Origin of the sequence: Streptomyces sp. NPDC015242, from assembly GCF_043079125.1 — a bacterium.
Taxonomy (GTDB): Bacteria; Actinomycetota; Actinomycetes; order Streptomycetales; family Streptomycetaceae; genus Streptomyces.
This window is the reverse complement of the sequence record NZ_JBIBUF010000007.1, coordinates 114033-128324: the sequence shown is the minus strand read 5'-3', so window position 1 is coordinate 128324 and position 14292 is coordinate 114033. Positions and strand designations below refer to the sequence as shown.

General features: G+C 74.4%; 14 protein-coding genes. 10 read left to right on the top strand and 4 right to left on the bottom strand.

Annotated features, from left to right (window positions below; translation table 11 throughout):
• Positions 1–254: 254 nt before the first annotated feature.
• The 5 genes from egtA (at position 255) to ACF07N_RS23400 (ending at position 4983) form a co-directional block, all read left to right on the top strand.
• The gene (egtA, locus tag ACF07N_RS23420) at positions 255–1556 is read left to right on the top strand and encodes an ergothioneine biosynthesis glutamate--cysteine ligase EgtA (protein ID WP_392116107.1); all 1302 of its coding nucleotides are present in this window, start codon (positions 255–257) and stop codon (positions 1554–1556) included.
• Positions 1553–2905 carry an ergothioneine biosynthesis protein EgtB gene (gene egtB, locus ACF07N_RS23415; protein WP_392116104.1) on the top strand — a complete coding sequence of 451 codons (1353 nt, stop codon included), beginning with the start codon at positions 1553–1555 and terminating at the stop codon, positions 2903–2905. The genes egtA and egtB overlap by 4 nt, the downstream gene beginning before the upstream one ends.
• A complete protein-coding gene (gene egtC, locus ACF07N_RS23410) occupies positions 2905–3693 on the top strand; it encodes an ergothioneine biosynthesis protein EgtC (protein WP_392116101.1) in 789 nt (262 codons plus the stop codon). The genes egtB and egtC overlap by 1 nt, the downstream gene beginning before the upstream one ends.
• Positions 3690–4652 carry an L-histidine N(alpha)-methyltransferase gene (gene egtD / locus ACF07N_RS23405; RefSeq protein ID WP_392116098.1) on the top strand — a complete coding sequence of 321 codons (963 nt, stop codon included), beginning with the start codon at positions 3690–3692 and terminating at the stop codon, positions 4650–4652. Before egtC ends, egtD begins: the two co-directional genes overlap by 4 nt.
• A 115-nt stretch (positions 4653–4767) precedes the next feature.
• Positions 4768–4983 carry a dodecin gene (locus tag ACF07N_RS23400; protein ID WP_383332379.1) on the top strand — a complete coding sequence of 72 codons (216 nt, stop codon included), beginning with the start codon at positions 4768–4770 and terminating at the stop codon, positions 4981–4983.
• Positions 4984–5057: 74 nt separating this feature from the next.
• On the opposite strand, the gene ACF07N_RS23395 is transcribed toward ACF07N_RS23400, so the two are convergent.
• A complete protein-coding gene (locus ACF07N_RS23395; RefSeq protein ID WP_392116095.1) occupies positions 5058–5552 on the bottom strand; it encodes a hypothetical protein in 495 nt (164 codons plus the stop codon).
• Between the two features lie 471 nt (positions 5553–6023).
• Here ACF07N_RS23395 and ACF07N_RS23390 point away from each other — a divergent pair, with 471 nt between their 5' ends.
• The 3 genes from ACF07N_RS23390 (at position 6024) to rpmF (ending at position 8331) form a co-directional block, all read left to right on the top strand.
• Positions 6024–6470, top strand: coding sequence for a DUF485 domain-containing protein (locus ACF07N_RS23390; RefSeq protein ID WP_392116092.1), 447 nt, complete (start codon positions 6024–6026; stop codon positions 6468–6470).
• Entirely contained in the window at positions 6464–8059 is a 1596-nt protein-coding gene (locus tag ACF07N_RS23385) for a cation acetate symporter (RefSeq protein ID WP_392116089.1), read from the top strand. The genes ACF07N_RS23390 and ACF07N_RS23385 overlap by 7 nt, the downstream gene beginning before the upstream one ends.
• Positions 8060–8160: 101 nt before the next feature.
• Positions 8161–8331, top strand: coding sequence for a 50S ribosomal protein L32 (gene rpmF / locus ACF07N_RS23380; RefSeq protein WP_030896418.1), 171 nt, complete (start codon positions 8161–8163; stop codon positions 8329–8331).
• Here the strand turns inward: rpmF and ACF07N_RS23375 are convergent.
• Complete coding sequence (locus ACF07N_RS23375) at positions 8314–9021, bottom strand: DNA polymerase beta superfamily protein (protein WP_392116086.1); 708 nt, start codon at positions 9019–9021, stop codon at positions 8314–8316. The two genes, rpmF and ACF07N_RS23375, sit on opposite strands and share 18 nt — an antisense overlap.
• Positions 9022–9168: 147 nt before the next feature.
• Between ACF07N_RS23375 and ACF07N_RS23370 the strand changes: the two genes are divergently transcribed.
• Together ACF07N_RS23370 and ACF07N_RS23365 are read left to right on the top strand one after the other, a co-directional pair.
• Positions 9169–10155: an LLM class flavin-dependent oxidoreductase gene (locus ACF07N_RS23370; protein ID WP_392116083.1), complete on the top strand. Its 987-nt coding sequence runs from the start codon at positions 9169–9171 to the stop codon at positions 10153–10155.
• Positions 10156–10166: 11 nt separating this feature from the next.
• Positions 10167–12515 carry an ATP-binding cassette domain-containing protein gene (locus tag ACF07N_RS23365; protein WP_392116080.1) on the top strand — a complete coding sequence of 783 codons (2349 nt, stop codon included), beginning with the start codon at positions 10167–10169 and terminating at the stop codon, positions 12513–12515.
• 121 nt (positions 12516–12636) lie between these two features.
• On the opposite strand, the gene ACF07N_RS23360 is transcribed toward ACF07N_RS23365, so the two are convergent.
• Positions 12637–13467, bottom strand: coding sequence for a lysophospholipid acyltransferase family protein (locus tag ACF07N_RS23360; protein WP_392116077.1), 831 nt, complete (start codon positions 13465–13467; stop codon positions 12637–12639).
• Complete coding sequence (locus tag ACF07N_RS23355; protein WP_392116074.1) at positions 13467–14234, bottom strand: GNAT family N-acetyltransferase; 768 nt, start codon at positions 14232–14234, stop codon at positions 13467–13469. The genes ACF07N_RS23360 and ACF07N_RS23355 overlap by 1 nt, the downstream gene beginning before the upstream one ends.
• Positions 14235–14292 lie beyond the last annotated feature (58 nt).

Below are 14292 nucleotides of genomic sequence, written 5' to 3'. Positions count from 1 at the left end.
GGAAGCGGGCCGCAACGGAGTTTCGGCGGCCGGAAAGCACCGGGAGGAGTGCGGGGACCACCGGCCCGGCCCGGATGACCGGCCCGCGACGCCCCGGCGACCGCCCCGGAACATCCCGATGACCGGCCCGGAACGCCCCGGTTCGCCCCCTTGTGCCGAGCGGCCGGAACGTCTTGGGTGGGACGAGTGATCCCGGCCCGGGCCGCCGAAGAGCCCGGACCGGTGGCATGGTGGAATCTCAGGAGGATCCCTACATGTCCGATTCGTCAAGCGGCTGTACCCAGCCGGACACCCTGGTGACCGAGGCGGACGTCGAGGCCCTGGTCCGCGGCATCTGCTTCAAGACCGGCCCGCCACGCCGCCTCGGTGTCGAGGTGGAATGGCTCGTCCACGAGCTGCGCGCACCGCAGCTCCCCGTCACGACCGAACGACTCGAAGCGGCCTACGCCGCACTGCGGAACCTGCCCCTGAGGTCGGCGCTCACCGTGGAGCCCGGCGGCCAGCTGGAGCTGAGCTCGCCACCCGCCGCCTCCCTGACGGAGGTCGTCCGCACCGTCTCCGCCGACCTGGACGCCGTCCGCGCCGTCCTGCGCGAGGACGGGCTCACCCTCGTCGGCCTCGGCCACGACCCCTGGCACGAGCCCCGCCGGTTCCTGCGCGAACCGCGCTACGACGCCATGGAGACCAGCCTGGACCGCACGGGTCCCGCCGGCCGCGCCATGATGTGCACCTCCGCCTCCGTGCAGGTCTGCCTGGACGCCGGCCACGAGGAACCCGGCACCCTCGGCCACGTGCGGCGCTGGTGGCTCGCCCACCACCTGGGCGCTGTCCTGGTGGCGGTGTTCGCCAACTCCCCGCTCGCCGGGCACCGGCCGACCGGCTGGCTGTCCACCCGGCAGCTGCTGTGGACCCGGATCGGTGCCGGACGCGCGGGCGGACCGGCCCTGGACGCCGATCCGCGCGGCGCCTGGGCCCGGCACGTGCTGGACGCCCCCGTAATGTGCGTACGGCACGACGGCGCGCCCTGGGACGTCCCGGAGAACCTCACCTTCCGCGAGTGGATCCGCACCGGCGCGCCCCGGCCGCCCACGCGCGAGGATCTCGACTACCACGTCACCACGCTGTTCCCGCCGGTCAGGCCGCGCGGCCACCTCGAACTGCGCATGATCGACGCCCAGCCGGGCGACGACGGCTGGATCGTGCCGCTGGCCGTGGTGGCGGCGCTGTTCGACGACCCGGAGGCCTCCGAGACCGCCTACCGGGCCGTGAAGCCGCTGGCCGAGCGGACGCTGGGCATGCCGGCGCCGCACAACCCGCTGTGGCTCGACGCGGCCCGCTCCGGGCTGGCCGACGCCGAACTGCGCGAGGTGGCCGTCACGTGCTTCACGACCGCACTGGACGCCCTGCCCCGGCTCGGCGCCGCCCCCGAGGTCGTCGAGGCCGTCACGGCCTTCCTGGACCGCCATGTCGTCCTGGGCCGCTGCCCCGCCGACGACCTGCTCGACCGACAGCGCGGCACGGACGGTCGCGCCCACGAGAAGGACTGCCGCCCATGACCGACCTCTCCCCCGCCGCCGGCACGGACGCCGGCACCGCCCGCCCCGCGGACCCCGAGGCGCTGCGCGAGCGCGCGGTCGCCTCCCTGGTCCTCGCCCGCGACCGCACCACGCTGCTGACGAGCTGCGTCGAGGAGCCCGACCTGACCGCGCAGCACTCGCCGCTGATGTCGCCGCTGGTGTGGGACCTCGCGCACATCGGCAACCAGGAGGAGCAGTGGCTGCTGCGGGCCGTCGCCGGGCAGGAGGCGATACGGCCCGAGATAGACAGCCTCTACGACGCCTTCGAGCACCCGCGCGCCGAGCGGCCGAAGCTGCCCCTGCTGCCGCCCGCCGAAGCCCGCGCCTACGCGGCCGACGTGCGCGCCCGGGCGCTGGACGTGCTGGAGAAGGCCGCCTTCCACGGCACGCGGCTCACCGAGGCCGGCTTCGCCTTCGGCATGATCGCCCAGCACGAACAGCAGCACGACGAGACCATGCTGATCACCCATCAGCTGCGCAGGGGCCCGCAGGCCCTGACCGCCCCGGACCCGGAGCCGGTGCCGCTGTACACAGGGCCGGCCGAAGTCCTCGTGCCCGGCGGCCCGTTCACGATGGGCACCTCCGACGAGCCGTGGGCCCTGGACAACGAACGCCCCGCGCACCGGCGCGAGGTGGCGGCCTTCCACATCGACACCACGCCGGTGACGAACGCCGCCTACCAGGCGTTCATCGAGGACGGCGGTTACACGAACCCCCGCTGGTGGGCGCCGGAGGGCTGGGCGCACATCCGGGCGCACGGCATCACCGCGCCGCTGTTCTGGCGGCGGGACGGCGGGCAGTGGCTCAGGCGGCGCTTCGGCGTCACGGAGGTCGTCCCGCCCCACGAGCCGGTGCTGCACGTGAGCTGGTACGAGGCCGACGCCTACGCCCGCTGGGCCGGACGCCGGCTGCCGACGGAGGCCGAGTGGGAGAAGGCGGCCCGCCACGACCCGGCCGGCGACCGCTCCATGCGCTACCCGTGGGGTGACGCCGATCCGGGCCCCGAGCACGCCAACCTCGGCCAGCGGCACCTGCGCCCGGCGCCCGCCGGCAGCTACCCGGCCGGTGAATCGCCGCTCGGCGTACGGCAGTTGATCGGCGACGTGTGGGAGTGGACGGCGAGCGACTTCCTGCCGTACCCGGGTTTCCGGGCGTTCCCGTACAAGGAGTACTCGCAGGTGTTCTTCGGCCCCGAGCACAAGGTGCTGCGCGGCGGTTCGTTCGCCGTGGACGCGGTGGCCTGCCGGGGCACGTTCCGCAACTGGGACTATCCCGTCCGGCGGCAGATCTTCTCGGGCTTCCGCACGGCCCGCTCGGAGGAGGTCTGATGTGCCGTCACCTCGCGTACGTCGGACCCGGGGAGCCGCTCGGCCGGTTGCTGGTGCAGCCCCCGCACGGGCTGTACCGGCAGTCGTGGGCGCCCCGGCACCAGCGGCACGGGACGGTCAACGCCGACGGATTCGGCGTCGGCTGGTACGCGGAAGGGGACCCGGTGCCGGCCCGCTACCGGCGGGCCGGGCCGATCTGGGCGGACCTGTCGTTCGCCGACCTCGCCCGGGTCGTACGGTCCACGGCGCTGCTCGCCGCGGTGCGGGACGCGACCCTGTCGGGCGCGGACGCGGAGGCCGCCGCGGCTCCGTTCGCGGCGGGCACCTGGCTGTTCAGCCACAACGGCGCGGTCCGGGGCTGGCCCGGCTCCCTGGCCGCCGTCTCCCGGACGCTGCCGCCCGGGGACCTGCTGTCCCTGGAGGCGCGCAACGACTCGGCGCTCGTGTGGGCGCTGGTCCTGGCGAGGCTGCGCGAGGGTGACGAGGAGGGCCAGGCGCTGGCCGACACGGTGCTGGAGGTCGCGGCGGCGGCCCCCGGCTCCCGGCTGAACCTGCTGCTCACCAACGGCGACACGATCACCGCGACCGCCTGGGGCGACACCCTGTGGTACCTCACCCGCCCCGGTGGCGGCACCGTCGTGGCCTCCGAGCCCTACGACGACGACCCGCACTGGCAGGAGGTCCCCGACCGCACGCTGCTCGCAGCGAGCCGCACCGACGTGCTGCTCACCCCGCTGAAGGAGCCGGCCGAGGCCTGCACGCCGTTCCCGAAGGAGCCCCGCACGTGAGCCCGTTCCACCTCACCCGCACCCTGCCCGAGGACGCCACGGACGCCGCGCTGCGCGCCGACGTCCACCGGGGCCTGACCGGCCGCCCCAAGACGCTGCCGCCCAAGTGGTTCTACGACGCGCACGGCAGCGACCTGTTCGAGGAGATCACCGGACTGCCCGAGTACTACCCCACGCGGGCCGAGCGGGAGATCCTCGTGGCACGCGCCGGCGAGATCGCAGCGGCGACCCGGGCCCGCACCCTGGTGGAGCTCGGATCCGGCTCCTCCGACAAGACGCGCCACCTGCTCGACGCCCTCACGGATGTGCACACCTACGTCCCGGTCGACGTCAGCGCGAGCGCCCTCACCCAGGCCGGGCAGGCGCTCGCCGCCGAGCGGCCGGGGCTCGAGGTGCACGCGCTGATCGCCGACTTCACGGCGGAGCTGTCGCTGCCGGACACGCCGGGACCCCGTCTGGTGGCGTTCCTCGGCGGCACCATCGGCAACCTGCTGCCCGCCGAGCGCGCCGCGTTCCTGTCCTCCGTGCGGGCCCTGCTCGCCCCGGGGGACGCCCTGCTGCTCGGCACGGACCTGGTCAAGGACGAGGAGGTGCTGGTCCGGGCCTACGACGACGCGGCCGGGGTGACGGCCGCGTTCAACAAGAACGTGCTGACCGTGATCAACCGGGAGCTCGGCGCCGACTTCGAGCCCGGCGCGTTCGAGCACGTGGCCCTGTGGGACGCCGGGCACGAGTGGATCGAGATGCGGCTGCGCTCCCGGACGGCGCAGACGGTGAAGGTGCCGGCGCTCGACCTCGCCGTCGACTTCGCCGCGGGCGAGGAGTTGCGCACCGAGGTGTCGGCGAAGTTCCGGCAGGAGGGCGTGCGCGCCGAACTGTCCGCGGCGGGGCTGGACCTCGCCCACTGGTGGACGGACGGCGCGGGCCGGTTCGCGCTGTCGCTGAGCGTGGCGCGCTGACCCGGGCCGGGGCCTGGACGGCGGCGGGGCGGGGACGACGTCTCGCGCTTCGCCGCCGGGTGGGGCACGGTGGAGGAACGCGTGGCACACCCGTCACTCACGGAGGAGCAGCGGCATGTCGAACCACACCTACCGGGTCACGGAGATCGTCGGCACCTCGCCCGACGGCGTCGACCAGGCCATCCGCAACGGCATCGACCGGGCCTCGCAGACCCTGCGCAACCTGGACTGGTTCGAGGTGACGCAGGTGCGCGGGCAGCTTGAGGAGGGGCGGATCGCCCACTGGCAGGTGGGGCTGAAGGTGGGCTTCCGGCTGGAGGAGTCCGAGTAGCGGTCGCGAACGAAAGTGGGCCCCGGGGCGAGGGGTGCCGGTGGGTCGCGCCCGTCGCCCCGCCGGTCCGTGGCTCAGGTGCGGCCCTCGCGCTCCTGAGCCGCCTTCATCTCGGCCGACCTGTCGGCCCAGTCGGCCCGCAGCACGGTGAAGCCCGCGCGCCGGGCGTCCTCGCAGACCAGTTCGTCGTCGTCCACGAGGACGCGGACTGCCCGCGTGCGGGCGAGCCGCTTGAGGATCTCCAGCTTGGTGAACCGGGCGGGCCGCCGGTCGGCGTCCCGCCGCATGTACACGCGGCCCTCGGGCAGCCCTTGGGCCGCCAGCCAGTCCAGCGTGTCGCGGCGGCAGCGCTCGGGCCGCCCGGTGAGGTAGACGATCTCGCACTCCCGTGCGCTCTCCTGGACCAGCGCGATGCCCTCCGGGAGCGGCCCGTCGTGCGGCGCCGCCGCGAAGAACCCGTCCCAGTCCTTCGGCCTGCGCTCCAGGAACCGCTGCCGGTGCGCGGTGTCGGCGAGGGTGTTGTCCAGGTCGAACACGGCCAGCGGGGCCGTGCTGCGGTCGTCGCTCACGCACCCCAGCCTAGGGTGTGCCCGGTCCTTCCCGCCTGCCGGCGGCGTCCGTCCCGGCTCCTGCCCGGCGGTGGGTTTCGGCCAGCCTGGCCGTGGAGCAGCCCGGGATCACGGGACGGCGGCCCTGTCCCGGCAGGCCTCCCCTGGATCACCCGCGCCGGGACGCGACGGGAACGCGCCATGCGAACAGGGCCGTGTCTCCTCACAGTTGATGGCTCAAGCACGGCACTGACATACTCCGCTTCCAGCCTCGCCACCACCCGTGGCCGGCTGGCCGGGGGTCTCCGCACAGAGCCCCAGGCCGCACGCGTGTCTCCGAGCAGCGTTTCCCCCGGTCTCCCGAACCCCCCACGAAGCCCGCACCCCCCCCCACCGCGTGTCCGGCGTCCCTCCACCTTGCGCGAAAGCCGGGCGCGACACCGGCTCGACGGGGTCGAATGCGGGGCACGAAGCAGCGAAGAAGGTGCGCCTGTGCCCGAGTTCCCACCGCGGCGGGATGCCGCTCCCCCCTCCCCGCACCCGCAGGCCGGCCATGCTCCGCCGCCCCGGATCGCCGACCAGCCGGAATTCCGCTCCCTGCGCCGCGCGCAGCGCCGTTTCGGTACCCGGGCGACCGTCGTGTCGGCCGGCGGATTCCTGCTCTACGTGCTGCTGTCGGGCTTCGCGCCGACGGTGATGAACCAGCCCCTGTTCGGCCGTCTCACCATCGGACTCACCGTCGGACTCGGGCAGTTCGCCGTCATGGGCGTGACCGCCTGGTGCTACGTGCGGCACATGCGCACCCGGGTCGACCCGCTCGCCCGCGGCCTGCGCTCCCGGCTGCGCGAGAGCGAGAGCCGCCGCGCGCGGTCCGCCGCACGGTCCGACGGCACCGGCCGGACCCTCCAGCCGGGCACCCGGGGGTTCCGCACGTGGTGACCGCCGCCGCCATCGACGACAGCAGCCTGCAGCTGACGTTCGTGCTGTTCCTGACCGTCGTCGTGATCACCTTGTTCACGGCCCTGCTGACGGCTCCGCAGCGCGACGAGATCAGCGAGTTCTACCTGGGCGACCGCACCATGTCGCCGTTGCGCAACGGCCTGGCCATGTGCGGTGACTACCTCTCCGCGGCGACCCTGCTGGGAAGTACCGGGCTGGTCGCCCTGACGGGGTACGACGGCCTGATGTACCTGGGCGGCACCGCCGTCGCCTGGATGATGGTGCTGCTGCTGATCGCCGAACCCCTGCACCGCACGGGCAGGTTCACGCTCGGCGACACGGTGGCGCTGCGCCTGCCCCGGCGGCAGCGCCCGGTGCGGGTCGCCCTGGCCGTGTGCATCCTGGCCATCGCCACGCTCTACCTGGTGGCCCAGCTGGTCGGCAGCGTGGCCCTGCTGACCCAGTTCACCGGCGTGCCGAGCGGCTCCACCCGCACCCTGTGCGTGGTGGTGATCGGCACCTTCGTAATCCTGTACGCCTCGCTGGGCGGCATGCCCGGGGCGACGGTCATCCAGATCATCAAGGCCGTGATGCTGGTGGTGGGCGTGCTGTTCACCGCGGGCTGGGTGCTGCACCACTTCCACTGGAACCCGAACGCGCTGCTGGAGAGGGCGGCCGAGCGCAGCGGGTCGGGCCCGGGCTTCCTGGAACCCGGACTGCGCTACGGCGGCAGCGTCGGCAACAAGCTGGACTTCCTCAGCCTCGAACTGGCCATCGTCCTGGGCCTGGCGGCCCTGCCGCACGTGCTGATGCGCCTGCTCGCCCCGCGCAGGAGCGGCGTGCTGCGCTCCTCGGTGCTGTGGGCCGTGGGCCTGGTCGGTGCCGTCTGCTTCGGCGCGGGCATCCTCGGTCTCGGCGCGACCGCGCTGCTGGGCCGCGAGGCCATCGTGGGCACGGACCGCACCGGCAACTCCGCCGTGCTGCTGCTCGCCCACGAGCTGGGCGGCAGCGTCCTCACCGCGCTGCTGACCTGTCTGGCGTATCTGACCCTGCTGGCCGTGGCGGTCGGTCTCACGCTGGCCGCCGCCTCGTCCCTGGCGCACGACCTGTACAGCGAGGTGATCCGCAAGGGCCGCGCGACCGAGACGGAGGAACTGGCCGTGGCCCGGCTGTCCGGGGCGGTCATCGGGGTGCTCGGCATCCTGCTCGCGCTCGTCGCCTGGGGCGCGAACACCGCGACGCTCGCCTTCCTCGCCTTCGCCATCGCCGCGTCCGCGATCCTGCCGACGATCGTCTACACCCTGTTCTGGCGGCGCTTCACGGCCGGGGGTGCCCTGCTGAGCCTGTACGGCGGCCTGCTCTGCTCCGTCCTGCTCGCCGTGTTCTCCCCGGTGGTCTCCTCCACCCCGGCCTCCTTCTACCCGGACGCGGACTTCGCCTGGTTCCCGCTGCAGAACCCGGGCATCGTCTCCATTCCCGCGGGGTTCCTGCTGGGCTGGCTCGGCACGGTGCTGGACCGGGGTCCCGCCGAGGAGCCGGGTACGCACGAGGAGTTCGAGGTGCGGATGCTCGTGGGCGCCGACGACTGACACCGTCCGGGGACGGCGGTGGACGGCACCGGGAACGCACATTGTTAATGGGATCCATTTTCATGTAGCGTCCTCGGTGCCGTCCACCGAGGAGGATTCCCATGGCTGTCCCGAAGCGGAAGATGTCCCGCAGCAACACCCGTCACCGCCGCGCCCAGTGGAAGGCGGCCACACCGGCGCTGGTGCCGGTCACCGTCGACGGCGTCCGGCACCTCGTACCGCAGCACCTGGTCAGGGCCTACGAGCGCGGGCTGCTACGCCCCGAGGGCTGAGGGCGCCTCCGCCCAGAAGTGCGCCCGGACCCGGCGCAGCCAGGCCTCGGCCGGAGCCTCGTCGGACTCGTCCGGCAGCACCGTGGGCTTGGCGCCGAAGGCGTCCTCGTAGTGACTGAGCAGCGGCAGCGCGGCCGACGGGTCGGCGGCGACGCGCTCGCCGAAGGCGTGGTACTCCTCCGGGTCCTCGACGCGGATCGTCAGCCGCCCGGTGGTGTACAGCTCCAGACCCTGCCGGCACAGGCGCTTCAGGTGCCGGGCGTGCTTCGCGGTGCGCTTGCGGGTGTCCGCGGAGAACGAGCCGTCCCCGCGGCTCTCCAGCCGCCGGAACTGCTGCGTGGCGTATCCGAGGTAGGCGTCCCGCACGCGCCGGGCGGACAGGAACGCGGACCGTATGCCGATCAGCTCGTCCCCGAGCGGGGTGCGCACCTCGTACAGGTCGTCCGGGAGCCACACCAGCTCCATCGCCGTCGGATTGCCGCCCAGCGCCAGCCGGCACCACTTGGCCGCCTCGTGCAGCGTGCGGTCCGGCGCCGTGCCGACGTGGGACTCCCTGGGCCGGTGCAGCCCGTGCAGCCGTTCCGTGGGCACGGCGAACAGGCCCAGGAGGTCGATGTCGGAGCCCTCGCGGGCGAGGCCGTACGCGGTCGATCCGACGATGCCGGAGAGCAGGACGTTGGGGACGGTCACGGTCGGCCGCCTTTCGTGTCTGGATACCGGGACATTGTCCTGACGTGCGAGGACGTGGTCACCCGGTTTTCCGGCGGCGGCCGCGGCGCGGCGCGGGCTCCGTGCGCCCGCGGAATACCGGCGGCCCCGTACGGCGTAGACCCCTGTATGGAACCCGTGCGCCTGTCCGTCCTCGACCGCTCCCGCACCCGCGAGGGACACACCCACCCCGAGGCCCTGCGCGACACGGTGCGGCTGGCGCGGGAACTGGAGCGGCTCGGCTACCACCGGGTCTGGGTCTCGGAGCACCACGGCGTCCCGGGGGTCGCCGGTTCGGCGCCGACCGTGCTGGCCGCCGCGGTCGCGGCCGCGACCCGCACGATCCGGGTCGGCACCGGCGGTGTCATGCTGCCCAACCACCGGCCGCTGGTCGTGGCGGAGCAGTTCGGGGTCCTGGAGTCGCTGTTCCCCGGGCGGATCGACATGGGCCTCGGCCGGTCCGTCGGCTTCACGGACGGGGTGCGCAAGGCCCTCGGCCGCGACAAGGGCGACGCCGAGGACTTCGAGGCGCAGCTGCGGGAGCTGCTCGGCTGGTTCCGCGGCGCCTCCCCCACCGGGGTGCACGCCCGCCCGGCCGAGGGGCTGACCGTGCCGCCGTTCGTCCTGGCCATGGGCGAGGGCGCCGGCATCGCGGCCCGCCTCGGCCTGCCCCTGGTGATCGGCGACCTCAGGAACCGGGAGAAGATGCGGCGCGGCATCGACCACTACCGCGAGCACTTCCGCCCCTCCGCCTGGGCGGCGGAACCCTACGTCGTCGTCTCCGGAACGGTCGCCGTGGCCGCCACCCCCGAGGAGGCCCGGCGGCTGCTGATCCCGGAGGCCTGGTCGATGGCGTACTCCCGCACCCACGGCACGTTCCCGCCCCTGCCGCCCGCCGAGCGCGTCGAGGCGCTCACCCTGACCGGCAAGGAGCGCGACTTCTACGAGGCCGGCCTCACCGGGCACATCGCAGGCACCGGGGAGCAGGTCGCGCACGAGCTGCGGACGCTGCTGAAGGAGACCGGGGCGCAGGAGATCCTGGTCACCACCAGCACCTACGACCGCGAGGCCCTCCTGGACTCCTACCGGCGGCTGGCCGCGATCACCTCCGGTTAGAGTCGTCCGACATGCACGACCACCGAGACGCCCACGACCCGTACGTCCGTGTCCGAGGAGCCCGCGAGCACAACCTGCGCGGTGTGGACGTCGACATCCCGCGCGACGCACTGGCCGTGTTCACCGGCGTGTCCGGCTCCGGGAAGTCCTCCCTGGCGTTCGGCACGATCTACGCCGAGGCCCAGCGGCGCTACTTCGAATCGGTCGCCCCCTACGCGCGCCGGCTGATCCACCAGGTCGGCGCCCCGAAGGTCGGCGAGATCACCGGTCTGCCGCCGGCCGTCTCGCTCCGGCAGCGCCGCGCGGCACCCACCTCGCGCTCCTCGGTCGGCACGGTCACCAACCTCTCCAACTCGCTGCGCATGCTGTTCTCCCGGGCCGGCACCTACCCGCCCGGCGCGCAGCGCCTCGACTCCGACGCCTTCTCGCCCAACACGGCCGCCGGCGCGTGCCCGGAGTGCCACGGGCTCGGCCGGGTGCACCGGACGACCGAGGAGTCGCTGGTGCCCGACCCGTCGCTGTCGGTCCGCGAGGGCGCCATCGCCGCCTGGCCGGGCGCCTGGCAGGGCAAGAACCTGCGGGACATCCTGGACGCGCTCGGGTACGACGTGGACCGGCCGTGGCGGGACCTGCCCGCCGAGCAGCGCGAGTGGATCCTGTTCACGGACGAGCAGCCGGTGGTCACCGTGCACCCGGTGCGGGACGCCGACCGGATCCAGCGGCCCTACCAGGGCACGTACACGAGCGCCCACCGGTACGTGATGAAGACGTTCTCGGACTCCAGGAGCCCGGCCCTGCGGGCGAAGGCCGAGCGGTTCCTCACCAGCGCGCCCTGCCCGGCCTGCGGCGGCAGCCGGCTGCGGCCCGAGGCGCTGGCGGTGACGTTCGGCGGCCGGACCATCGCCGAGCTGGCGGCCCTGCCACTGGCGGAGCTGGCGGCGTCCCTCGACGCGACCGGCGAGGCCGCCCGGGTGCTGACCGACGACCTGAGGTCCCGTATCGCACCGGTCGTCGAACTCGGCCTCGGCTACCTCAGCCTCGACCGCCCCACCCCCACCCTCTCGGCGGGCGAGTTGCAGCGCCTGCGCCTGGCCACCCAGCTGCGCTCCGGCCTGTTCGGGGTGGTCTACGTCCTGGACGAGCCCTCGGCCGGACTGCACCCGGCGGACACCGAGGCGCTGCTGACCGTGCTGCAGCGGCTGAAGCACGCCGGGAACTCGGTGTTCGTGGTGGAGCACCACCTGGACGTCATGCGCGGAGCCGACTGGCTGGTGGACGTGGGTCCGCTGGCGGGCGAGCACGGCGGGCGCGTGCTGCACAGCGGCCCGGTGGCCGCGCTGGCCGAGGCCGGGGAGTCGGCGACGGCCCGCTACCTCTTCGGCCGCGCCCCCGCCCCGGCCCGAAAGGTCCGCGCCCCGCGCGGGTGGCTGACGACCGGGCCGGTCACCCGGCACAACCTGCGCGGGGTGACCGCCGCTTTCCCGCTCGGCGCGTTCACCGCGGTCACCGGCGTGTCCGGCTCCGGCAAGTCCACGCTCATCGGCGAGATCACCGAGGAGACGCCGGGGGTGGGCCGGCTGGTCTCGGTCGACCAGAAGCCCATCGGCCGCACCCCGCGCTCGAACCTCGCCACCTACACCGGCCTGTTCGACGTCGTGCGCAAGGTGTTCGCGGCGACCGGCGGCGCGCGTGAACGCGGCTTCGGGGTCGGCCGGTTCTCCTTCAACGTGGCAGGGGGGCGGTGCGAGACCTGCCAGGGAGAGGGGTTCGTCAGCGTGGAGCTGCTGTTCCTGCCGAGCACGTACGCCCCCTGCCCGGACTGCGGCGGCGCCCGGTACAACGCCGGGACGCTGGAGGTGACCTACCGGGGGCTGACCATCGCGCAGGTGCTGGACCTGACGGTGGAGGGCGCGGCGGACTTCTTCGCCGACACCCCGGCCGTGGCGCGCAGCCTCGGCACCCTGCTCGACGTGGGCCTGGGCTACCTGCGGCTGGGCCAGCCCGCGACGGAGCTGTCGGGCGGGGAGGCACAGCGCATCAAGCTGGCGAGCGAACTGCAGCGCGCCCGGCGCGGCCACACGCTCTACCTGCTCGACGAACCGACGACCGGCCTGCACCCGGCCGACGTGGACGTCCTGATGCGCCAGTTGCACGGCCTGGTCGACACCGGGCACACCGTGATCGTCGTCGAGCACGACATGTCCGTCGTCGCGGGCGCGGACTGGGTCGTCGACCTCGGTCCGGGCGGCGGCGACGCGGGCGGCCGGATCGTGGCGGCGGGGCCCCCGTCCGAGGTGGCGCGCTCGGCGGAGTCCCGGACGGCGCCCTATCTGACGCGCGCGCTGTCCGGGAACGGCTGAGGCGGGTCCCCCGCCGGGTGCGGCGGGCGTCCGCGGCCCGGGTGCCGGCGGACGCCCGCTCCCTCGCGGCCTCCCGCCACGCGGGCCGCGCGGCACCCGCCGCACCCGGCGGGTGCGCGCCCTACGCGACGAGCACCGTGTGCGTCCACGCCGGCGCCGTCTGCCGGGGCTGGGCGGAACGGGCCAGGGAGCGGCGGTCGGCGTGGCCGCCCGGTGGGATGGCGTCGCGTATCTCGACCTCCGCGACCAGGCCGCGGGTCGTCGCGACCCGCCACAGCGAGGCGAGCAGGGTGTCGTCGCCGACGAAGGCCACGGCGGTGGCGGTCCCCGCGTCCCGGCCGGGCCCGCCGGTGAGCCGGTAGCCGATGCGCACCGGCTGGACGGGGACCCGGGCGTCCAGGGCGGCCTGGAACACGGCCCGGCGGAAGGTGCCCTGGGCCCGGCCGCACCAGGTGCTGCCCTCGGGGAAGGCCGCCACGGCCGTGCCCTCGCGCAGCGCGCGGGTGATCCGGGCGACGGTGTCCGGCAAGGCGCGCAGCCGGTCCCGGTCGATGAACAGCACACCGCCGCGCGCGGCCAGCGGCCCGGCGACGGGCCATCGCCGCACCTCGGTCTTGGCCAGCATCCGGGCGGGGCGCACGGCGGCGAGCAGCGGTATGTCCAGCCAGGAGATGTGGTTGGCGACCAGCAGCAGTCCGCCGGTGGGGACGGCGGTGGCGCCGGTGAAGCGGACCCGGACCCCCGCGGCCCGCACGATCCACCGGCACCACCGCCGGACGAGGCCGGCCGGGATCCGCGCGCCGAGCGGCAGCAGCGCGATCCCGGCGAGGAGCAGCAGCGCCACTGCGATGAGCCGCAGCAGGGCCCGCGGCACCACCCGGGCGGGCACCGCCGCCGGCGCTTCGACGCAGGCCCGCGGCGTGCAGGGCGCGGTGGGCAGCCAGGCGCTCATCAGGCCGGCACGAGGGAGAGGAAGTGCCGCAGGTAGCGCGCGTTGACCCGGCTCATGGGCAGCAGCACGTACAGGTCGGCGACGCCGAAGTCCGGGTCGTGGGCCGGCTCGCCGCACACCCAGGCGCCCAGGCGCAGGTAGCCGCGGAGCAGGGCGGGCAGCTCGGTGCGGGCGGCGGGCGCGGGGCCCGGCCGCCACGGCAGCAGCGGCCGGACACGGTACTCCTCCGGCGCCAGGTGCTTGGCGCTCACCCGGTCCCAGGTGGCGGAGGCGAGCGTGCCGCCATCGGCGAGCGGGACGGAGCAGCAGCCGGCGAGCCACTCGTGGCCGCGATCGACCATGTAGCGGGCGATGCCGGCCCAGATGAGGCCGATGACCGCGCCGTCGCGGTGGTCGGGGTGCACGCAGGACCGGCCGACCTCGACGAGCTGCGGCCGGATCCTGGCCAGCGCGGACAGGTCGAACTCGCCCTCGCCGTAGAGCCGTCCGGCGACGGCCGCGCGCTCCGGCGGCAGCAGCCGATAGGTGCCGACGACCTGTCCGGTGGTCTCCTCCCGTACGAGGAGGTGGTCGCAGTAGGCGTCGAACGAGTCGGCGTCGAGGCCGGGCTCCGCGCCGGTGAGCAGGGCGCCCATCTCGCCGGCGAAGACGTCGTGCCGCAGCCGCTGCGCGGCGCGGACGTCCTCCTCGGTGCGGGCGAGGGTGACGGTGTAGCGGGTGGGGGCCGTGGGCTGCGCGGGACGGTCGACGGTCAGTACGCCGGTCATGGTGCTCTCCTGTCACGGGCCGGATCGGTGCGGCGGGGACACCGGGCGGAGCGGGCGA